This is a genomic window from Ensifer sp. BR816 (genome assembly GCF_000378985.1).
In the GTDB taxonomy this organism is placed as follows: Bacteria; Pseudomonadota; Alphaproteobacteria; order Rhizobiales; family Rhizobiaceae; genus Sinorhizobium.
The window spans coordinates 2,235,593-2,255,295 of sequence record NZ_KB905370.1; the positions used below are offsets into that span (position 1 = coordinate 2,235,593).

17 protein-coding genes are annotated in these 19,703 nt (G+C 62.9%); 8 read left to right on the forward strand and 9 right to left on the reverse strand.

Annotated elements, in window-relative coordinates:
- Positions 1-11: 11 nt before the first annotated feature.
- The 3 genes from map to sbmA all read left to right on the forward strand — a co-directional run bounded on the left by map (position 12) and on the right by sbmA (position 3,577).
- Positions 12-761 carry a type I methionyl aminopeptidase gene (map, locus tag RHIBR816_RS0110780; protein WP_018236550.1) on the forward strand — a complete coding sequence of 250 codons (750 nt, stop codon included), beginning with the start codon at positions 12-14 and terminating at the stop codon, positions 759-761.
- A gap of 101 nt (positions 762-862) precedes the next feature.
- Complete coding sequence (locus RHIBR816_RS0110785) at positions 863-2,152, forward strand: MFS transporter (RefSeq protein ID WP_018236551.1); 1,290 nt, start codon at positions 863-865, stop codon at positions 2,150-2,152.
- A gap of 162 nt (positions 2,153-2,314) precedes the next feature.
- Positions 2,315-3,577 carry a peptide antibiotic transporter SbmA gene (gene sbmA, locus RHIBR816_RS0110790; RefSeq protein WP_018236552.1) on the forward strand — a complete coding sequence of 421 codons (1,263 nt, stop codon included), beginning with the start codon at positions 2,315-2,317 and terminating at the stop codon, positions 3,575-3,577.
- A 9-nt stretch (positions 3,578-3,586) separates the two neighbouring features.
- Here the strand turns inward: sbmA and RHIBR816_RS0110795 are convergent, their stop codons facing one another.
- The gene (locus tag RHIBR816_RS0110795; protein WP_018236553.1) at positions 3,587-4,591 is read right to left on the reverse strand and encodes a polysaccharide deacetylase; all 1,005 of its coding nucleotides are present in this window, start codon (positions 4,589-4,591) and stop codon (positions 3,587-3,589) included.
- A gap of 244 nt (positions 4,592-4,835) precedes the next feature.
- Here RHIBR816_RS0110795 and RHIBR816_RS0110800 point away from each other — a divergent pair, with 244 nt between their 5' ends.
- From RHIBR816_RS0110800 to der, 3 genes are all read left to right on the forward strand, one after another.
- The gene (locus RHIBR816_RS0110800; RefSeq protein WP_018236554.1) at positions 4,836-5,423 is read left to right on the forward strand and encodes an NnrU family protein; all 588 of its coding nucleotides are present in this window, start codon (positions 4,836-4,838) and stop codon (positions 5,421-5,423) included.
- A gap of 187 nt (positions 5,424-5,610) precedes the next feature.
- Positions 5,611-6,279 carry a tetratricopeptide repeat protein gene (locus RHIBR816_RS0110805; RefSeq protein WP_018236555.1) on the forward strand — a complete coding sequence of 223 codons (669 nt, stop codon included), beginning with the start codon at positions 5,611-5,613 and terminating at the stop codon, positions 6,277-6,279.
- Positions 6,280-6,289: 10 nt separating this feature from the next.
- Positions 6,290-7,714 carry a ribosome biogenesis GTPase Der gene (der, locus tag RHIBR816_RS0110810; protein WP_018236556.1) on the forward strand — a complete coding sequence of 475 codons (1,425 nt, stop codon included), beginning with the start codon at positions 6,290-6,292 and terminating at the stop codon, positions 7,712-7,714.
- Positions 7,715-7,996: 282 nt separating this feature from the next.
- Here der and RHIBR816_RS0110815 read toward each other — a convergent pair whose 3' ends face one another.
- On the reverse strand, positions 7,997-8,917 hold the full coding sequence (locus RHIBR816_RS0110815; protein WP_018236557.1) for a sugar kinase: 921 nt from the start codon (positions 8,915-8,917) through the stop codon (positions 7,997-7,999).
- Between the two features lie 144 nt (positions 8,918-9,061).
- Here RHIBR816_RS0110815 and RHIBR816_RS0110820 point away from each other — a divergent pair, with 144 nt between their 5' ends.
- A complete protein-coding gene (locus tag RHIBR816_RS0110820) occupies positions 9,062-10,708 on the forward strand; it encodes an alpha-glucosidase family protein (RefSeq protein WP_026186857.1) in 1,647 nt (548 codons plus the stop codon).
- A gap of 280 nt (positions 10,709-10,988) precedes the next feature.
- Here the strand turns inward: RHIBR816_RS0110820 and ade are convergent, their stop codons facing one another.
- The 7 genes from ade to RHIBR816_RS0110855 all read right to left on the reverse strand — a co-directional run bounded on the left by ade (position 10,989) and on the right by RHIBR816_RS0110855 (position 18,635).
- Positions 10,989-12,689: an adenine deaminase gene (gene ade, locus RHIBR816_RS0110825; protein WP_018236559.1), complete on the reverse strand. Its 1,701-nt coding sequence runs from the start codon at positions 12,687-12,689 to the stop codon at positions 10,989-10,991.
- An 88-nt stretch (positions 12,690-12,777) separates the two neighbouring features.
- Positions 12,778-14,106 (reverse strand): aspartate aminotransferase family protein, encoded by a 1,329-nt coding sequence (locus RHIBR816_RS0110830; RefSeq protein ID WP_018236560.1) that lies wholly within the window; start codon positions 14,104-14,106, stop codon positions 12,778-12,780.
- Between the two features lie 204 nt (positions 14,107-14,310).
- Positions 14,311-14,655: a helix-turn-helix transcriptional regulator gene (locus tag RHIBR816_RS0110835; RefSeq protein WP_018236561.1), complete on the reverse strand. Its 345-nt coding sequence runs from the start codon at positions 14,653-14,655 to the stop codon at positions 14,311-14,313.
- A 119-nt stretch (positions 14,656-14,774) separates the two neighbouring features.
- Entirely contained in the window at positions 14,775-15,518 is a 744-nt protein-coding gene (locus RHIBR816_RS0110840) for a HugZ family protein (RefSeq protein ID WP_018236562.1), read from the reverse strand.
- Between the two features lie 83 nt (positions 15,519-15,601).
- On the reverse strand, positions 15,602-16,651 hold the full coding sequence (gene choV, locus RHIBR816_RS0110845) for a choline ABC transporter ATP-binding protein (RefSeq protein WP_018236563.1): 1,050 nt from the start codon (positions 16,649-16,651) through the stop codon (positions 15,602-15,604).
- Entirely contained in the window at positions 16,648-17,493 is an 846-nt protein-coding gene (gene choW, locus RHIBR816_RS0110850) for a choline ABC transporter permease subunit (RefSeq protein WP_026186858.1), read from the reverse strand. The genes choV and choW overlap by 4 nt, the downstream gene beginning before the upstream one ends.
- A 185-nt stretch (positions 17,494-17,678) precedes the next feature.
- A complete protein-coding gene (locus RHIBR816_RS0110855; protein ID WP_026186859.1) occupies positions 17,679-18,635 on the reverse strand; it encodes a choline ABC transporter substrate-binding protein in 957 nt (318 codons plus the stop codon).
- A 295-nt stretch (positions 18,636-18,930) separates the two neighbouring features.
- On the opposite strand from RHIBR816_RS0110855, the gene RHIBR816_RS0110860 reads away from it, so the two are divergent.
- The gene (locus RHIBR816_RS0110860) at positions 18,931-19,518 is read left to right on the forward strand and encodes a thymidine kinase (RefSeq protein WP_018236566.1); all 588 of its coding nucleotides are present in this window, start codon (positions 18,931-18,933) and stop codon (positions 19,516-19,518) included.
- Positions 19,519-19,703 lie beyond the last annotated feature (185 nt).

Sequence of the window (19,703 nt, forward strand, 5' to 3'; positions counted from 1 at the left end):
AGCGAGACACCATGACCCTCAACAACGATGAAGATCTCGAGCGGCTGAAGGAAATCGGCCGTATCTGCGCCAATGCGCTGCAGGCTATGGGCGCTGCGCTCGAACCGGGCATCACCACGGCTGAGCTCGACGCGATCGGCCGCAGGGTGCTCGAGGAGGCGGGCGCGCGTTCGGCGCCGGAGCTCTGCTACAAGTTTCCCGGCGCGACCTGCATCAGCGTCAACGAGGAAATCGCCCATGGCATTCCGGGCAGCCGGGTGATCCGCGCCGGCGATCTCGTCAACATCGACGTTTCCGCCGAGAAGGATGGCCTCTTTGCCGATACCGGCGCCTCCTTCCCGGTGCCGCCGGTGACGAGCGCGATCGACCGGCTCTGCCGCGACGGCAAGCGGGCGATGTGGGTGGGCCTGAAGCAGGTGCGGCCGGACCAGGCGCTGGCGGCGATCGGCAATGCGATCGGCGAGTTCGCCCGCAAGAACCGCTATTCGCTCGTCACCAACCTCGCCAGCCACGGCATCGGCCGGTCGCTTCACGAGGAGCCGGCCGAGATCGCCACCTGGCCGGATCCTTCGGAGCGTCGCCGCATGAAGGAGGGCATGGTCTTCACGGTCGAGCCGTTCCTCTCGATGGGGGCGCACTGGGCCGAGAGCGGCGACGACGACTGGACACTCTACAGCGAACCGCGCGCCCCGACGGTGCAGTACGAGCATACGCTCGTCGTCACCCGCGGCGGACCATTGGTCGTCACCCTGCCTGGCTGAGGTGGATATCAGCGCGGCACGGCTGAGATCGTTCGATTCCGTCAATCGAAGCTTCAATTATTATGATTTGTCGCCTTCTTGCTGCGATGCAATAAGGACGCATGAGCACGCTTCACAGATTGCCGGATCGCAACGAAGACCGGTCGAGGCATGCCGGCACATATCGGGCGGCTCACGCCGAGGAGACGTCGTCTCCCGCGCCTGGTGCGGTGTCGGGCGGCAGACTCGCCGCGACGGCGATCGCCGGCGCCATCGCCATGGCCGTTGCCATGGGCTTCGGCCGTTTCTCCTATACGCCAATCCTGCCGGCGATGATGGCGGATGCGGGGCTGTCTCCGGCGGATGCCGGGCTGATCGCCTCGGCCAATTTCGTCGGCTATCTCGCTGGTGCCGTGCTTGCCGCTTATGGATGGGCGCATGGTCACGAGCGGCGGATCGGCATTGCGGCGCTCGGTGCGACGACGCTTCTGCTCGCGGCGATGGGCCTCACCTCGTCTGTTCTCGTTTATAGTCTCATCCGTTTCCTGGCCGGTCTGGCGAGCGCCTTCGCGATGATCTTCGTCTCCGGGATCGTGTTAGGGCATGGGTTGCGCGCGAAATCCGAGCATGTGCCGTCGGTGCATTTCGGCGGCGTCGGTTTCGGAATCGCGCTTTCCTCGCTTTGCGTCTGGGCGGCACCGCTCGCGGGCGTCGCCGGCCTTGCGGCCTCGCAGGCGGATTGGTTCACCGGCGCGCTTGTCGCGCTTGCAGGAACCGTCCTTGTCGCCGTATTGCTGCCGGGCAGCCATCACGCAGGAAAGGGCGCTGAGCGCGAGGCGCCGCTCGCCTGGACGCGGCCCCTTAGCGTCGTCACGCTCACCTACGGCTTCTTCGGCTTCGGTTATGTGATTACCGCGACCTTCCTCGTCGCCATGGCGCGCGATGCCAGCGGCGGTCACAGCGTCGAGTTCCTTGCCTGGCTCATCACCGGCGTCACGGCTGCGCTGTCGATCTACCTATGGCGTTTCGCCGTGCCGCGCCTCGGGCTCGCAGGCGTCTATGCGGCGGGCCTGCTGGTGGAGGCCGCCGGCCTCGTGCTGACCGTTTCCTTGCCTTCACCCTATGCGCCGCTCGTCGGCGGCCTGATGCTCGGCGCCACCTTCATGATGGTCACCGCCTATGGCCTGCAGATCGGCCGTCAGCTTGCGCCTGAAAGCCCGCGCCGGGCCCTCGCCTTGATGACCGCCGCCTTTGGCATCGGCCAGATCATCGGGCCGCTCGTTGCCGGGTGGCTGGCGGAACGGACCGGAAGCTTCGCCTTGCCGACGCTGGTGGCTGCCGTTGTGCTGTTTGGTTGCGGTGGTGTGGTGGTGCTGGAGATGCGCCGGATCAGGGCGGCGCTGGGCCGGTGAAGCTCAACGACTTCCGGGCGCTTAGGGGGAATAAACCCGGCGGAGCTTCATGAAATAACAGTAACATTCGCAATGCGTAATTGTTGCAACAGGCAATTTGCCCTAGTTTCGGCCGCATCAGGAGGCAAGTCCTTGTCCTCCAAATAGCGAGAGTGCCGTCCCTTGTTTCAATCCTTCTTCCCCAAGCCGAAGCTGTTCTTCATCTCCGTCATTGTCTGGTCGCTGATTGCCGTTGCCTTCTGGTACGGCTGGGGTGAAAGCATCGGCGCGCTCGTTGGTTTGCCGCCGACGCCAGCCGATGCACCGCCGATCGTCGGTATCTCGGCCTTCTGGTCACCTGCCTTCATCTGGTTCTACATCTACTTTGGATTGGTGGTGGCGATTTTCGCCGCCTTCTGGCAGGTCTATTCTCCGCACCGCTGGCAGAGCTGGTCTATCTGGGGATCGGCTCTCATCCTCTTTGTCACCTATTTCCAGGTGCAGGTGAGCGTCGCGATCAACAACTGGTACGGTCCGTTCTGGGACCTGATCCAAGCCGCCGTTTCTAAGGCGGCGGTTGTCACGGCGGAACAATTCTACGGTCAGATTGGCACCTTCCTCGGAATCGCCATGGTCGCCGTTGCTGTCGCGGTCATGACGCGCTTCTTCGTGAGCCACTACATCTTCCGTTGGCGAACGGCGATGAACGAATACTACATGACCAACTGGGGCAAACTGCGTCACATCGAGGGCGCCTCGCAGCGCGTGCAGGAAGACACCATGCGATTCTCCACGACTGTTGAAGGGCTCGGTGTCAGCCTTATTGACAGTGTCATGACTTTGATCGCCTTCACGCCCGTGCTGATCCGGTTATCGGAGAACGTCACCGAACTACCGATCGTCGGGATCATTCCCTACCCGTTGGTCACGGCAGCCGTCCTGTGGTCGCTTTTCGGTACCGTTTTCCTCGCTCTGGTCGGGATCAAGCTGCCGGGACTGGAGTTTCGCAACCAGCGTGTGGAAGCCGCCTATCGCAAGGAGCTGGTTTACGGCGAGGATCACATGGATCGCGCCCAACCGGAAACGGTGGCGGAGCTTTTCAGCAACGTGCGCATGAACTATTTCCGCCTGTATTTCCACTATTTGTATTTCAATATCGCGCGCATTTTCTACCTGCAGATCAACAACATCTTCTCATTGCTGATCCTGGCGCCTTCGATCATCGCGGGAAAAATTTCGCTCGGGGCGTTGAACCAGATTTCCGGCGCGTTCGGCCAGGTGAGTTCGTCATTCCAATATCTGGTCAATTCCTGGCCGACGATCGTCGAGCTTCTTTCAATCTATAAGCGTCTGCGCGCCTTCGAGTCGGTGCTCGACGAGGAGCCGCTGCCCGAGATCGACCAGCAGTTCATCGAGGCCGGCGGCAAGGAAGAACTTGCCTTGTAACGAATGTCATCAGAAGGCGGAGCGATCCGCCTTCTTTCTCGCATCCTCGATCATCGGCAGAGCCTCCGCATAGCTGACGCAGGCGACGTCCGGCTTGCCGCAGGTTTCCGTCAGGAAGCGGTCGAGGGCGCGCCAATAGGCGCCGCCATTCATCTCGACGAAGTGAAAGCCGAGCTGCAGCGGGACGCGCTCGCCGTCATATTCCTTGCGGAATGCCTCCCGGTATGCCGCCAGCGTGCGTTCCTCGAAGCGGGTGCTGTCCCTTCGGTTTTCGACGCCCATCGAATGGCGGATGAAGAGATTGTAGTCCATGCCGATCACCGGTCGGTGCGAGGGCCCTTCCGGGATGAGCGGCAGGCCGAAGCGCGGCATGCCGTCCTCGGTTTTGGGCCAGCCCGGCCCCTTGGTGACGAGGCTCGCATCATAGGTGAATTTGAAGGCTTCGAGCGCCGGCAGGAGGCCGTCGCTCACCGAGAGGTAAGGCGCGCGGAAACCCTTGACGCCGGTGCGGGCGAAGCCCGCCCAGCCTTGCGGCTCCGAGTCCGCCTTGCCGGCCTTTTTCCAGGCGTCGACGAGTGCCGTGCGGAAGGCGGCGAATTCGCTCTCCCAATCCGCCTCGCTCCAGCCCTTGCCGTCGAAATGGCCGCAGGCATGGCTGCCGATGTCGTGGCCTTCAACATGCGCTTGCCAGATATGGCCGGCGCGAACGGCGATCTCCTCGCGGCTCTGGGCGAAGCCGACATTGGAGCGGCCGGGCTTCTGGCCGGGCGCCCTGTAGCTCGCTCTGCCGTCTGCCTTTGTCATCAGGAAGGTGCAGGAGAGGAAATAGGTGAAATGCGCGCCATGCCGCTTGGCCATGGCGAGGCTCTTTTCCCACAGCGCATTGTCGTGTGCACCGTCGAAGGAGACGATCACGAGTTGCTTTTCCTTGGCGGGCAGGGGCGCCGAAGGCGGATCGGCGAGCGCCACCGTGGGAAGGAGACAGAGCGAGAGCGCGAGGATCTTGCGGGGCATGGGGACGGCTTCTTGGGAGAATCAGCGGACAAGTTGTATTCGCCGTCCCTTCTTCAACAATGCGGCAATCCTTTGGTCTCGCCCGAAATTCGCTGTGGATACCGTTATGCGATAGTAAACAAAGGAATAAAGCGGGATGCAGCAGGTTCGACGCAGGCTATGGCTTGCATCGCGCTCCGAATTGTTGATCGATGCGTTCACAATCCGGATTCCCCGGTTCGATGCAATCTAGCGTGGGTGACTTATGACTCTACTGGTCCTCGGTATCGTGATCTTTCTGGGCATGCATCTCGTTCGCGTGGTTGCGCCCGGCCTTCGCGCCGGCGTCATCGAGAACCGCGGCAAGGGTACATGGATGGGGCTCTATGCGGCCGTCAGTTTCGTCGGCCTCTGTCTCATCATTTATGGCTTCGGCCAGGCGCGCGGCGAAACGGGGATGCTCTACGATCCGCCGGTCTTCCTGCGCCACATCGCTCTTCTGCTGATGCTCTTTGCCTTTGTCTTCCTTGCCGCGGGCTTCCTGCCGGCGGGGCGCATTGCCGTCGCGGTCAAGCATCCGCAGATCCTCTCGATCAAGGTCTGGGCCTTGGCGCACCTCCTCGCGAACGGCGAGACCTCTTCCGTCCTGCTCTTCGGCTCGTTTCTCGCCTGGGCGGTGATCCTGCGCATCTCGCTGAAGCGACGCGAGCGCGCGGGCGAAACCGTGCTTCCCGTGTTCAAGTCGGCGCAGAGCGACGTGCTGGCGGTGCTCATCGGCCTTGCCGCCTATGTGCTCTTCGTCTGGAAACTGCACGATTGGTTGATCGGCGTCCCGCCTATCGTTATGGGCTAAATGTCGCCGGCCCCCTTACAAGCGGCGCAAAATCGGGTAGAAGGCGCAAAATCCACAAAGAGCGACGCGCGTCCGGCCGGACGCGTAACGGATGCTCGAACAGTTTGAGATTGCGCGTATCCTTTCCGGACATCGGTGTCGGTTGTCGGGGTTGCGCGCCAGGGTGCAGGGAAGGCCGGGGCGAGAGATGGCAAACCAGGACGACAGCTTTATCCGCGAGGTAAACGAAGAACTCCGCTCGGATCAGATGAAAGCCATCTGGACGCGGTTCGGTGGCGTCATCATCGGGATCGCAGCGCTCATCGTCCTCGGCACCGTCGGCAAGGTCGGCTATGACTACTGGCAGGAGAGTTCCTCGTCGCAGTCGGGAGACGCCTTCCTCGTAGCCCTTGATCTTGCCAAGGAAAACAAGTCGGAGGAGGCGCTTGCCGCACTCACCAAGCTGGAACAGGAGGGCTACGGCTCCTATCCGGTTCTCGCACGTCTGCGCGCGGCGACGCTGCAGGCCCAGAAGGGCGAGACCGATGCGGCCGTCGCGGCGTTTTCCGAGATTGGCAAGGACACCCGCATTCCCGCCGCACTTCGCGACGCGGCGCGGCTGCGCGCGGCCTACCTGCTCATCGACGCAGGCACCTATGACGAGGTCTCGGCCGAGGTCGAGCAACTGGCGGTGCCGCAGAACGCCATGCGCCATTCGGCGCGTGAGGCGCTCGGTCTTGCAGCGTTCAAGGCGGGTGATTTCGCCAAGGCGAAAGGCTGGTTCCAGCAGATCGCAGACGACACCGAAAGCCCGCGCGGCGTCGTCAACCGGGCGCAGATGCTGCTCGATGTGATTGCGGCGAGCGGCAAGGCTTGAGGCGTTTGATATGAGTTTCACCGTCGCCATAGTCGGGCGTCCCAATGTCGGCAAGTCGACCTTGTTCAACCGTCTGGTTGGCAAGAAGCTGGCGCTTGTCGATGACACGCCTGGCGTCACGCGCGACCGCCGGCCGGGCGATGCGAAGCTCGTCGATCTCAAATTCCGTATCATCGATACGGCCGGGCTCGAGCAATCGGCGCCCGACAGCCTGCAGGGTCGGATGTGGGCGCAGACCGAACAGGCGATCGACGAGGCGGATCTGTCGCTCTTCGTCATCGACGCCAAGGCGGGCCTGACGCCGGCCGATGAGACGCTCGCCGAAATGCTGCGCCGGCGCGGCAAGCCAGTCATCGTCGTCGCCAACAAGTCGGAAGCGCGCGGTTCCGACGGCGGCTTCTACGACGCCTTCACGCTCGGACTCGGCGAACCCTGCCCGATCTCGGCCGAGCATGGCCAGGGAATGCTCGACCTGCGCGATGCGATCGTCGTCGCACTCGGCGAGGATAGGGCCTTTCCGCCGGCTGAGGATGTCGCCGAGACCGATGTCGATATCCGCCCGACGCGGGCAGGCGAGGACGAAGAGGCGGAACCCGCCTATGACGAAACCAAGCCGCTGCGCGTCGCGATCGTCGGCCGGCCGAATGCCGGCAAGTCGACGCTGATCAACCGTTTCCTCGGCGAAGACCGGCTGTTGACTGGCCCCGAAGCCGGCATCACCCGCGACTCGATCTCGGTCGAGTGGGATTGGCGCGGCCGCACGATCAAGATGTTCGATACGGCCGGCATGCGCCGCAAGGCGAAGGTTCAGGAAAAGCTCGAAAAGCTGTCGGTCGCCGATGCACTGCGCGCCATCCGTTTCGCCGAGACGGTCGTGATCGTCTTCGACGCCACGATCCCCTTCGAGAAGCAGGACCTGCAGATCGTCGACCTGGTTCTGCGTGAGGGCCGTGCAGCGGTGCTCGCCTTCAACAAATGGGATCTGGTCGAGGACTGGCAGGCGGTGCTTGCCGATCTGCGCGAAAAGACCGAGCGGCTGCTGCCGCAGGCCCGCGGCATCCGCGCCGTGCCGATTTCCGGCCACACCGGCTATGGTCTCGATCGGTTGATGCAGGCGATCATCGAGACGGACAAGGTCTGGAACCGGCGTATTTCGACGGCGCGGCTCAATCGCTGGCTGGAATCGCAGCAGGTGCAGCACCCGCCGCCGGCCGTCTCCGGCCGCCGCTTGAAGCTCAAGTACATGACCCAGGTGAAGGCCCGCCCGCCGGGCTTCATGATTTCCTGCACGCGCCCCGAAGCGGTGCCGGAATCCTATGTCCGCTACCTGATCAACGGCCTGCGCAACGATTTCGACATGCCGGGCGTGCCGATCCGCGTTCATTTCCGCGCCTCGGACAATCCTTTCGAATCGAAGGCGCGCAAGAGGCGGTGATTGGCCGAAACTGTCTTTCACGGCGCGGACGCGCCGTGGCTGGATTCCTGTGATAAGCACAGGAATGAGGGAAGGACAGTGCGGCGCCGCAAAAGAAATTTCCCGCCACGAGACATTTTTGCTAAGGCTTGAAGGAAGCATCGCCGCTTCACAATCAAGCCCTCATTCCTGTGCTTGTCACAGGAATCCTGCAGCGCCGCGCGTCTGCGGCGCGGGACACTCTCCATCCAAAATATTTGGCTCATCGGGGCGGATGGGGTAGAAGGCTCGGTGAAAACCGACTTAACGGACAGTCTCCAACTTCTCCCGCCCGACCAGCGCGCCATGATGGCCGATCACCGCTGCGGCGACCCGCGCCGCAAAGGCGGCTGCGTCGGCCGGGGTGTCGCCGGCGGCGAGGCGTGCGAGGAAGGAACCGTTGAAGCTGTCCCCGGCGCTGGTGGTGTCGACGATGCGGGCAACGGGTGCTGCCGGGATATGTAGGCGCTCGCCTTCGCCGAACTGGAGCGTGACGCCGTTGGCGCCGTCCTTGACGGCGATGTCGGCGACGCCGAGCGCACAGTAGCGTTCGATCGTGTCGCCGACGGACGCATCGCCGAAATGCGTTGCCTCGTCGTCGAAACTCGGCAGCAGCAGCGTCGCCGCCCGCGCGCCGGCCCCGATGGTTGCGCGCATCCGTGCCACGTCGTCCCAGAGGCGCGGGCGGATATTCGGATCGAACACGACGCGTTTGCCGCCCGCCTTTGCCCGGCGCAGTTCCGACAGCAGGGTTTCGCCCGCATCCGGAGCAAGGATTGCCAGCGTAATCCCGGAGAAGAAGACCACGTCCATTGCTTCGATTGCCGCCCGCAGCCGATCGGCGTCGTCGGCGAGCAGCTTTGCGGCCGAGGTGGAGCGCCAGTAGGAGAAGCTGCGCTCGCCGTCCTTGAGATGGATCATGTAGAGCCCGGGCATCCGGCCCTCGATCCTGGCGATATGCGCGGTACCGACGCCGGTGCCTTCAATGAAGGCGAGCATTTCCTGCGACACAATGTCGGTGCCGACGGCGGTCAGATATTCGACAGTCCAGTCGGCAGGTGCGAACAGACGCGCGTAATAGGCGGTGTTGAAGGTGTCGCCCGCATAACCCTTGCGCAGCAAACCTCCCTCCGCCTGCATCAGTTCGACCATGCATTCGCCGATTGAAAGCATGCTGCCGGCCATTCGCGCTTCTCCTCCATTTGCCTCGCCGCCAATGGGTTAGCGATCTATCGGCTGGCCAGCAAGCGAATGTTGCGAGCGCCGTTTACTCGATGAACGCGCGGCGATACATCTCTTGGTCAACAGTTGAAGCGGCGGGGTATGCGGATGGCGGTTGGATCGGGGTCTGGCGACGATTGGTGGCGTGGCGCGGTGATCTATCAGGTCTATCCGCGTTCTTTCCAGGATACCGATGGCGACGGCATCGGCGACCTGCGCGGCGTCACCCGACGTCTTTCGCATATTGCATCGCTCGGCGTCGACGCCATCTGGCTGTCGCCCTTCTTCAAGTCGCCGCAGGCGGATATGGGCTACGACGTTTCGGACTATTGCGACGTCGATCCGATGTTCGGCACGCTTGCCGATTTCGACGCCATGATGACGGAGGCGCATCGGCTCGGGCTGAAGGTGATCATCGACCAGGTGATCTCGCATACCTCCGACCGGCACCCCTGGTTCGTCGAGAGCCGCTCGAGCCGGACCAACGCCAAGGCGGACTGGTATGTCTGGGCCGATCCGAAGCCGGACGGCACCGCGCCGAACAACTGGCTTTCGATCTTCGGCGGCCCGGCGTGGGAATGGGACGGGGTGCGCAAGCAATATTACATGCACAATTTCCTGTCGTCGCAGCCGGATCTCAATTTTCACGATCCCGACGTCCAGGAGGCCTTGCTCGCGACCGTGCGTTTCTGGCTGGACAGGGGGATTGACGGCTTCCGGCTCGATACCGTCAACTTCTACTTCCACGATCGGCATCTTCGGGACAACCCGCCGCTCGTGCCGGATCCAGATGCGACGAGCAACGATGCGCCGGAGGTCAACCCTTACGGCATGCAGGACCACCTCTACGACAAGACCCAGCCGGAGAATGTCGATTTCCTGCGCCGCATGCGGGCACTGCTCGACGAATATGGCGGTCGCACGACGGTGGGCGAGGTCGGCGACGGCGCTCGTTCGCTGAAGACCGTTGCCGCCTATACGAGCGGCGGCGACAAGCTGCACATGTGTTACACCTTCGACCTGCTCGGCCCGGATCTCTCGGCCCGCCATATCCGCCGCTGCGTCGAGAATTTCCAGGCGATCGTCACCGATGGCTGGGTCTGCTGGGCCTTCTCCAACCACGACGTCATGCGCCATGTCAGCCGCTTTGCACTGCGCGAGGCCGATCGGGTACGGGTGGCGAAGCTCGCGATTTCCCTGCTCGCCAGCCTGCGCGGCTCGATCTGCCTCTACCAGGGCGAGGAACTGGGCTTGCCGGAGGCGGAACTTACCTATGAGGAACTGCGCGACCCCTATGGCATCCGATTCTGGCCGGCCTTCAAGGGCCGCGACGGCTGCCGGACGCCGATGGTTTGGGAGAGAGACGAGGCGAATGCAGGCTTTTCATCCGGGTTTCCCTGGCTGCCGGTGCGCGACGACCAGCGGTTCCTGGCGGTCGATGCACAGGAGGGCGTCGCGGGGTCGGTGCTGGAGCACTACCGCGCTACGCTCGCCTTCCGTCGCGCGCATGCGGCCCTCCTCGACGGCGACATGGCGTTCCTTGCGACCAATCAGGATGTGCTGGCCTTCACCCGGAAGAAGGGCGGCGAGACGCTGCTTTTCGTCTTCAATCTGACGGGGGAGCCGCAGGTCGTTCAGCTCGCCGCAGACCTTGCGATCGCCGAGGTGTTGCCGATGCCTGGGTTTGCGCCCGTCTTCGCTGATAATGCGATCACGCTTGCCGGCTACGACGTTTTCTGCGGAAGGCTGAGGTGAGCGGCCCTCTTTCCCCCGTCATCCTCGGCCTTGAGCCGAGGATCCAGCCACGAGGCCGCAAACCCGAACTGTGGCTTCGAATTTCTCGGGCGTGATGTTTTGGTCGCGCGATCCTCTTGTGTCGTGCGTCAAGACTTGCGCCTGGATCCTCGGCTCAAGGCCGAGGATGACGAAGCGAGAGGAGAGGGCGGTGCCCGTAGGCTCAAGGCCGAGGATGGCGGCCGGCGAGCGAAGTATTGGAGGAACGTGGCAAGTTGGCGATGACGGCCCGCAGCCAGTCTCACCCGATCAGCGCGAACTTGTCCACATCGACAAGGCCGCGGTCCGAAATCTTCAGGTGCGGTATCACCGGCAGCGGCAGGAAGGCGAGTTGCAGGAAGGGTTCCTCCAGCGTCGCGCCCAGCGCAAAGGCCGCCTGGCGCAGATGGTGGAGGATATCCCGGACCCGCTCGTGAGGCTCAAGGCTCATCAGCCCGGCGATGGGCAATGCGATCTCGCCGGTCACCTTGCCATCCTCGACGACGACGAAACCGCCCCTGATTGCGCCGAGGCGGTTTGCGGCAACCGCCATGTCCTCCTCGTTGACGCCGACGACGCAGATATTGTGGCTGTCATGGCCGACAGTTGAGGCGATCGCCCCCTTCTTCAGTCCGAAGCCCTGGACGAAGCCGTTGGCATGGTTGCCGTTGATGCCGTGGCGCTCGATGACGGCGACCTTGATGATGTCGCGGCCGAGATCGACGCCAGTCTGGTTGCCTTCGGCGGGAAGACGATAGCGGCGGTGCTCTGTGATGATCTTGCCGGGCAGCACACCGATCACCGAGGTCTCGCCTTCGCTGTAGGGAACGCCAAAGTCGGCCGCCTTGATCTCGTCGGCCTTGACGCTGTCGAGCCCCACCGGCTCGACCGGCTTGCGCCGGGCAAAGAGGGCGTCAGTCACGCGTTTTCCACCGGAAAAGACTATCTCGGCCTTGCAGTTCTCCAGACTGTCGATGACGACGAGATCGGCCCGCCAGCCCGGGGCCACGAGGCCGCGGTCGCGCAGACCAAAGGCGCGCGCCGCGGAGATCGAGGCGGCGCGATAGATCGCCAGCGGCTCGACGCCGGCGGCGATCGCCGTGCGGATCATGTGGTCGAGATGGCCCTGTTCGGCGATGTCGAGCGGATTGCGATCGTCGGTGCAGAGCGCCAGATAGGGCGACAGCCGCTCTGTGATGATCGGCATCAGGGCATGCAGGTCTTTCGACACCGAGCCTTCGCGCACGAGGATATGCATGCCCTTGCGGATCTTTTCGAGCGCTTCCTCGGCGCTGGTGCATTCGTGGTCGGTGCGGATGCCGGTCGCGAGGTAACCATTCAGTTCCTTGCCCCGCAACAGCGGCGCGTGGCCGTCGATGTGGCCGCCCTGGAAGGCGTCGAGCTTGGCGAGGCAGAGCGGATCCTTGTGGATGACGCCGGGGAAATTCATGAACTCGGCAAGGCCGATCACCTTGGGATGGTGGCGAAAGGGCGTCAGTCGCTCGATCGGCAGATCGGCTCCGGCCGTCTCGAGATGCGTCGCCGGCACGCAGGAGGAAAGCTGGACGCGGATGTCCATGATCGTTTCTATCGCGGAGTCCAGGAAGAACTGTATGCCCTCGGTGCCGAGCACGTTGGCGATCTCGTGCGGGTCGCAGATCGCCGTCGTGATGCCGAGCGGCAGGACGCAGCGGTCGAATTCGTGCGGGGTGACGAGCGAGGACTCGATGTGCAGATGCGTGTCGATGAAGCCGGGGACGACGATGCGACCGGAGACGTCGATCTCCTCGCGCCCCCGGTAGTCGTCGCCGCAGGTGCCGACGATCCGGTCGCCGGAAATGGCAATGTCGGAGGCGACGAGTTCGCCGGTAACGAGATCGAAGAACCGCCCGCCCTTGAGGACGATATCGGCCGGCTTGCGGCCGACGCCTTGATCGATCCACCGTTCCAGCGCCTCGGACATGCCTGCACCTCGCCCCTTCTGTTTATTTTGAGAATAACCCTCTCCCCGTGCGCGGGGAAAGGGTTCGAGAAATCGCGAGGCTGAATTATCAGATATTGTTCGTCAGGACGTCGCGCAGCTTGTCGAAAAGTTCGTCGATCTGGTGCTTCTCGATGATCAGCGGCGGTGACAGCGCGATGATATCGCCGGTGGTGCGGATCAACAGCCCCTTCTCGTAGGCCTTCAGGAAGGCGGAGAAGGCGCGCTTCGTCGGTTCGCCGGCGATCGGTTCGAGCTCGATCGCGCCGATCAGGCCGATGTTGCGGATGTCGATCACATGCGGGCAGTCCTTCAGCGAATGCAGCGCCTCCTCCCAATAGGGGGCGAGCTCGGCGGCGCGCGTCAACAGCCCTTCTTCCTTGTAGGTGTCGAGCGTTCCGAGTGCTGCGGCGGACGCGATGGGATTGCCCGAATAGGTGTAGCCGTGGAAGAACTCGATGAGATGCTCGGGCCCGGTCATGAAGGCGTCGTGGATTTCCGACGTGACGAACACCGCGCCCATCGGGATCACGCCGTTGGTCAGGCCCTTGGCGGTGGTGATGATGTCCGGTTTGACGTCGAAATATTGCGCGGCAAAGGGCGTGCCGAGACGTCCATAACCGGTGATGACCTCGTCGAAGATCAACAGGATGCCGTGCTTGGTGCAGATCTCGCGCAGCTTCTGGAGATAGCCCTTCGGCGGGATGAGCACGCCCGTGGAGCCGGCGACCGGCTCGACGATGACCGCGGCGACGGTCGAGGCGTCGTGGAGGGTGACGATCCGCTCCAATTCGCTCGCGAGGTCGGCGCCGTGCTCGGGCTCGCCGCGGGTAAAGGCGTTCTTCCCCGGCAGGTGGGTATGCGGCAGGTGGTCGACGCCGGTCAGAAGCGTGCCGAACATCTTGCGGTTGGCGACGATGCCGCCGACCGAAATGCCGCCGAAATTGACGCCATGATAGCCGCGTTCGCGGCCGATGAGGCGGAAGCGCGAGCCGTTGCCTTTGGCGCGGTGATAGGCGAGCGCCACTTTCAGCGCGGTGTCGACCGATTCCGAGCCGGAATTGGTGTAGAGGACATGGTTCAGCCCTTCGGGTGCGATGTCGACGAGCCGGTTGGCGAGTTCGAAGGCCTTCGGATGGCCGAGCTGAAAGGCCGGCGCATAATCGAGCTCGCCCGCCTGTTCGCGGATCGCCTCGGTGATCTTCGGCCGACAGTGGCCGGCATTGACGCACCAGAGCCCTGCCGTTCCATCGAGCACGGTCCGCCCGTCATGGGTCGTGTAGTACATGTCCTTGGCGCCGACGAACAGCCGCGGCTCCTTCTTGAACTGCCGATTGGCGGTGAACGGCATCCAGAAGGCGCGGAGATCGTTCGGGGTGGTGTTAAGACGGTCCGACATGTCCAGTTCTCCTCGGCGGATCCTGTTGCCGGCAGCGTGAGCCGCCGATCGGATCCGGATTTTTTTACCCGTTGGTCAAATTAACAGCGCCCCTGCGAGCGTCAAGCCTGCCGACGGTCAGCGAAATTTCGCTCGCGCAATGAACAAGCCCCGCGATTGCTCGACGGGGCTTTCGGATTTCGCAGCTTGTCGGCGTCTTGGGAGTCAGGCCGACTTGCGGACGAGGGGCTTTTCCACCACCACGCTCGTGGCCGGGCTGTAAATTTCGGCCAATGCGCCCAAAATCTTCATGACGGCATCGGACGAACTGGAATAGTAGATCGTCTGCGCGTCACGGCGGGTGCTAACCAGATTCTGGGCACGCAACTTCGACAGGTGCTGGGAAAGAGCGGACTGGCTCAACCCGACCTTGTTGGCCAATGCGCCCACCGCCATTTCTTCCTTGACCAGAGAGTCGAGAATGAGCAGGCGTTTTGGATTTGCCATGGCCGAGAGGAAACCGGCTGCGATCTCCGCTTCCTCGTGTTTTTCAGGCGAAAGAGGCTGCATTGCGTGCTCCATGCGAGAATTACTTCACACGTATTTATGTTTTACGAAGCACGATAATTAGACGTGATGCATAAAAGGGCAACCACCCACTGCAAGAATTGGGGGTAGCTAAGTGTCGATTAACTGTGAAGTTTTTTCAAAATCGGCCGCAACTGGGCCGTGTCCTCGATAAACGCTTCGAATTCGAGACGTTGCAGTCGCTCGCCGTCGGCAAGGTCGAGACCGGCCGCATCGATTCCGACGATCTTCCAGTCGCCATCGCCCGCACGGCAGTGGACGGTCGCATAGTGTTTCACGGCATCGGCATGATCGGCGTTCATGTGCTCGATCGCGCCCTTCTCCATCTCGGCGAGCGCGGACACGACCGGCGACGCAATGACGAGATCCTCGGCGGTCAGCACATAGGCACGGCCGAAGCCGCCATTGAGACTGGCACGCAGCGGCATGAGGCGGAAAAAGCCGAAATCCGGAAAATCGACATAGAGCCGGGCCTTGGGATGGCGGCGAAGGAAACGTTCGCGGATGCGCCCATGCGCGGCGCTGTCGCGTAGAACCTCCTCGGCCTCGCATTGAACGGTGAGGCGCGGATGGGCGAGGGGATCGCCCTTGCCCGGCTCGCCCGTCAGCAGCGATGCGCGCCGATCGGCAAGGAGCGCTTGGGTATGGGTCGAAAGCCGTGAGACGAGAATGACCGGCGCACCGTCGATGTCGATGCCGATCAAGGCACGGCTGACGAAGGGAAAGCCGTTGCCGTCGGGTTCGAGCACTGCGAGCGCGCCGCTGCGCGCGGACCGGAGCAACACACGGGCAAGCCTGCGCGCTTCGTCGTCTGTCTCACGCAAGACGTTCGGTTTGTCGCTCATGATGCGCTTCCTCGCGGTCAGTTCACACAAAAAAGCCCGGAGCGGCCGCTCCAGGCTTCTTTTGAACCCCACGGCTCGTGGCGTCAATCTTTGCTGCGGTGGCGCGTCAGGCCTTCGACGATGTTTTGCGCGTCGATCGTCCCGACCACCGCACCGTTGTCGACGACGCCGATGCTCCCCGGCTGGCGGGACATGGCATCGAGGATGTCGACGAGCGGCGTCGTCGGCTTGGCGGTTGCCGTCACGCCGGTCGTGGCCGCGGTCCGCCCGACACCGGACTGCATCACGTCCTTCGCCGTCAGCATGGTGATCGGGTTCATGTGCTGGACGAAATCGGCCACATATTGGTTGGCGGGGTTCTTGACGATCTCCTGCGGCGTACCGCACTGGATGATCCGCCCGCCTTCCATGATGGCGATGCGGTTGCCGATGCGGAAGGCCTCGTCGAGGTCGTGGCTGACGAAGATGATCGTCTTCTTCAGCCGCCGCTGGAACTCGAGCAGCTCGTCCTGCAGGCGCGTGCGGATCAGCGGGTCGAGGGCCGAGAAAGGCTCGTCCATCAGCAGGATGGGGGCGCCGGTGGCGAACGCTCGGGCAAGACCGACGCGCTGCTGCATGCCGCCCGAAAGCTCGTTGACCTTGCGGTCTGCCCACTTGGTCAGATTGACGAGCTCGAGCTGTTCGCCGACGCGCTTCTTTCGCTCGGCGTCGGCGACGCCGGCCAGTTCGAGGCCGAAACCGACATTGTCGGCCACGGTGCGCCAGGGCAGGAGGGCGAACTGCTGAAACACCATGGATACGGTGTGCATGCGGAAGTCGCGCAAGGCCTTGGCGTTGCAACGATAGGGGTTCAGCGGTGCGCTCGAAGTCTTGACCTCGACCTCGCCGCGCACGACCGGGGCCAGGCCGTTGACAGCTCTCAGCAGCGTCGACTTGCCGGAGCCGGACAAGCCCATCAGCACGAGGATCTCGCCTTCGTGGATCGCCAGCGAGGCGCCGGCGACGCCGAGCACGTGGCCGGTGGCAGCGCCGATCTCGTCGCGGGTCTTGCCCTGATCGACCATCTGCAGGGCAGGCTGGGGGTTCTTGCCGAAGATGATGTCGACATTCTTGAAAACGACGGCTTCGGTCATGCGCCTTCTCCTTCATCCGACGCGCGGAAAAGACGGTCGAGGACGATCGCCAGGATGACGATGCAGAGGCCGGATTCAAACCCTCTGGCGATGTTGACCGTGTTCAGCGCCCGCAGGACCGGCACGCCAAGGCCATCGGCACCGACGAGCGCAGCAATCACCACCATCGACAGCGACAGCATGATCGTCTGCGTCAGTCCGGCCATGATCTGTGGCATCGCGAAGGGGATCTCGACCTTGCGCAGCACCTGCCACGGCGTGGCACCGAAGGACTCCGCCGCCTCGACCAGCGACGGCGGCGTCGAAATGATGCCGAGACGCGTCAGGCGGATTGGCGCGGGAATGGCGAAAATGACCGTGGCGATCAACCCCGGCACCATGCCGAGGCCGAAGAGGATCAGCGCCGGAATGAGGTAGACGAAGGTCGGGATCGTCTGCATCAGGTCGAGGATCGGCCGCATGATCGAGTAGACCCAGGCACGCCGCGCAGCCACGATGCCCAGCGGCACGCCGACCGCCATGCTGACGAAGCTTGCGGCGAGCACCAGCGCAAGCGTCTCCGTCGTTTCCTGCCAGTAGCCCTGATTGACGATCAGGAGCAGCCCGAGACAGGTGAAGGCGGCGATGCCGATGGAACGGCGGAACCACCAAGCAAGGGCGGTCACGATTGCGATGACGACGAGCGGGTGCGGCGTCTGGAGGATGTAGAGCAGGACGGAGATGATCCCCGAGAGCAGATTTGCAAGCTGGTCGAAGAACAGCTCGAAATTCGTCGTCAGCCAGTCGACGAAGGCCTTGGCCCAGCCGCCGATCGGGATGCGGTTTTCAGTCAGAAATTCCACGAACTGGATCCCTCTTGTCAGGGTCAAACACTCGATCGCATGGAGCGGTGGAAAAAGGCGGGGAGTTTCCCCGCCCGACTGCATGTTTCCTTCAATTCAGAGCCGATTTGAGGACAGAGGCATGCAGCAATTCGAAGTGCTGCAGCGACCTTTTGCGCCCGATTGGACGCGCGGCGCTACGGCAATCAAAGACCGAGTTCGGACTTCACGGCAGCGAGACCCTCGCCACCATCCTTGGTGGTTACGCCGGCAAGCCAGGGCTCGATGGCAGAGGGGTTGTCCTTGAGCCAGGCGGCAGCGGCCTTCTCCGGGTCTTCGCCGTCATTCAGGATCTTGCCCATGATCTCGTTTTCCATTTGGAGCGAGAAATTCATGTTCTTGAGCAGGGCGCCAACATTCGGGCATTCGGTCGTGTAGCCAGCACGCACGTTGGTGTGCACCGTGGCGCCACCGAAGTTGGGGCCGAAGACGTCATCGCCGCCGGAAAGGTAGGTCAGCTTGAAGTTGGCGTTCATCGGATGCGGCTCCCAGCCGAGGAAGACGATCGGCTTGCCATCCTTCTCGGCGCGCGCCACCTGCGCGAGCATGCCCTGCTCGGAGGATTCGACGACCTCGAAGCCCTTGAGATCGAACGTACCCTTGTCGACCATGTCGATGATCAGGCGGTTGCCGTCGTTGCCGGGCTCGATGCCGTAAATCTTGCCCTCGAGCGCATCCTTCTGGGCGGCGATGTCCTTGAAGTCCTTGATACCGAGCTCGGCACCCTTGGCGTTGGTCGCCAGCGTGTACTTGGCGCCTTCGAGGTTCTGGCGCACGGTTTCGACCGATTTGTCGTCGCGATAGGGTTTGATGTCGGCTTCCATCGTCGGCATCCAGTTGCCGAGGAAGACGTCGATATCCTTGTTCTTCAGAGACGTGTAGGTAACGGGGACCGAAAGCACCTTGACGTCCGTCTCATAGCCGAGCGCCTTGAGAATCGTGGTCGCCGTCGCCGTCGTGGCAGTGATGTCCGTCCAGCCGACGTCGGAGAAGCGGACGGTACCGCAGCTTTCCGCCTCGGCCGCAGCCGCGTTTCCGGCGGTCAGAGCTGCCGCACAGATGGCACCCGCGAGCATGAATTTGAGTGAGAATGTCCTTATCATCATTGTCGTTCCCCTGCCTGTGTTCTTTTTTTAGCCAAACACCAATGCGCCCCAAATTCAAGGCCTTGGCGTCGAACGAAGTGTATTGTCTCATTCCATTAAGGGGGTGCACAAAACGACGCTGAATGTCGCAATGCCTGCGAAATGACGCTTCACAAACATCGATAGGCTGACATGCGACGCGGGCCAGACCAAATTCCGCTAGGGCGAAAATCTGTGGGTCGCGCCGCCGCGCTCTGGTCATGAGCCTTTTGCACGGTCATTTAGCGGAGATCGACGTCTGGAAACCGTGATCATGGCCAAACTCTATTTCAGCTACGCGACGATGAATGCGGGCAAGAGCACGCTGCTGCTGCAGGCCGCCTACAACTATCAGGAGCGCGGCATGCGCGTCGTGATGCTGATCGCCGCGTTTGACGATCGAGCCGGGGCGGGACGCATCGCGTCGCGCATCGGGCTCCAATCGGAGGGGATCCCGTTCCGTGGAGACGACGATCTTTACGGCCTCGTCGAGCGGCTGAACGGCGACGGTTCCGGCGAGATCGCCTGCGTTTTTGTGGACGAGGCGCAGTTCCTCGGGGACGACCAGGTCTGGCAACTGGCGCGCGTTGCCGACCGCCTCGGCATTCCGGTCATGGCCTATGGCCTGAGAACCGACTTCCAGGGCAAGCTCTTTCCCGGCTCCATGGTCCTGCTGGCGATCGCCGATGAACTGCGCGAGGTCAGGACGATTTGCCATTGCGGGCGCAAGGCCACGATGGTCGTGCGCCTCGACGGCGACGGCAAGGTCATGCGCGAGGGGGCACAGGTCGATGTCGGCGGCAATGAGAAATACGTCTCCTACTGCCGTCGCCATTGGGAAGACGAGATGCTCGACGTCTGAGGACGGCGTGCCGGTCTTCAACGGGAGGTCCAAGGATGCGGTGCATCGTCCTCGCCATCTGCCTCGCCCTTGTCGCGATGCCCAGCCTAGGCGGATGGCGACACCAATGAAGGCGCCGCCCAGCCTCGCCTTACTGCGAAAAAAAGCCCGCCGGCGTCTCTTGTCCTGACCTGCTAAACACCCTT

Bases quoted from the DNA above. Each gene is read 5' to 3' on its own strand.
- map (WP_018236550.1), top strand. From the start codon at position 12: ATGACCCTCAACAACGATGAAGATCTCGAGCGGCTGAAGGAAATCGGC.
- RHIBR816_RS0110785 (WP_018236551.1), top strand. From the start codon at position 863: ATGAGCACGCTTCACAGATTGCCGGATCGCAACGAAGACCGGTCGAGG.
- RHIBR816_RS0110795 (WP_018236553.1), bottom strand. From the start codon at position 4,591: ATGCCCCGCAAGATCCTCGCGCTCTCGCTCTGTCTCCTTCCCACGGTG.
- RHIBR816_RS0110800 (WP_018236554.1), top strand. From the start codon at position 4,836: ATGACTCTACTGGTCCTCGGTATCGTGATCTTTCTGGGCATGCATCTC.
- RHIBR816_RS0110805 (WP_018236555.1), top strand. From the start codon at position 5,611: ATGGCAAACCAGGACGACAGCTTTATCCGCGAGGTAAACGAAGAACTC.
- der (WP_018236556.1), top strand. From the start codon at position 6,290: ATGAGTTTCACCGTCGCCATAGTCGGGCGTCCCAATGTCGGCAAGTCG.
- RHIBR816_RS0110815 (WP_018236557.1), bottom strand. From the start codon at position 8,917: ATGGCCGGCAGCATGCTTTCAATCGGCGAATGCATGGTCGAACTGATG.
- RHIBR816_RS0110820 (WP_026186857.1), top strand. From the start codon at position 9,062: ATGGCGGTTGGATCGGGGTCTGGCGACGATTGGTGGCGTGGCGCGGTG.
- ade (WP_018236559.1), bottom strand. From the start codon at position 12,689: ATGTCCGAGGCGCTGGAACGGTGGATCGATCAAGGCGTCGGCCGCAAG.
- RHIBR816_RS0110830 (WP_018236560.1), bottom strand. From the start codon at position 14,106: ATGTCGGACCGTCTTAACACCACCCCGAACGATCTCCGCGCCTTCTGG.
- RHIBR816_RS0110835 (WP_018236561.1), bottom strand. From the start codon at position 14,655: ATGCAGCCTCTTTCGCCTGAAAAACACGAGGAAGCGGAGATCGCAGCC.
- RHIBR816_RS0110840 (WP_018236562.1), bottom strand. From the start codon at position 15,518: ATGAGCGACAAACCGAACGTCTTGCGTGAGACAGACGACGAAGCGCGC.
- choV (WP_018236563.1), bottom strand. From the start codon at position 16,651: ATGACCGAAGCCGTCGTTTTCAAGAATGTCGACATCATCTTCGGCAAG.
- RHIBR816_RS0110855 (WP_026186859.1), bottom strand. From the start codon at position 18,635: ATGATAAGGACATTCTCACTCAAATTCATGCTCGCGGGTGCCATCTGT.
- RHIBR816_RS0110860 (WP_018236566.1), top strand. From the start codon at position 18,931: ATGGCCAAACTCTATTTCAGCTACGCGACGATGAATGCGGGCAAGAGC.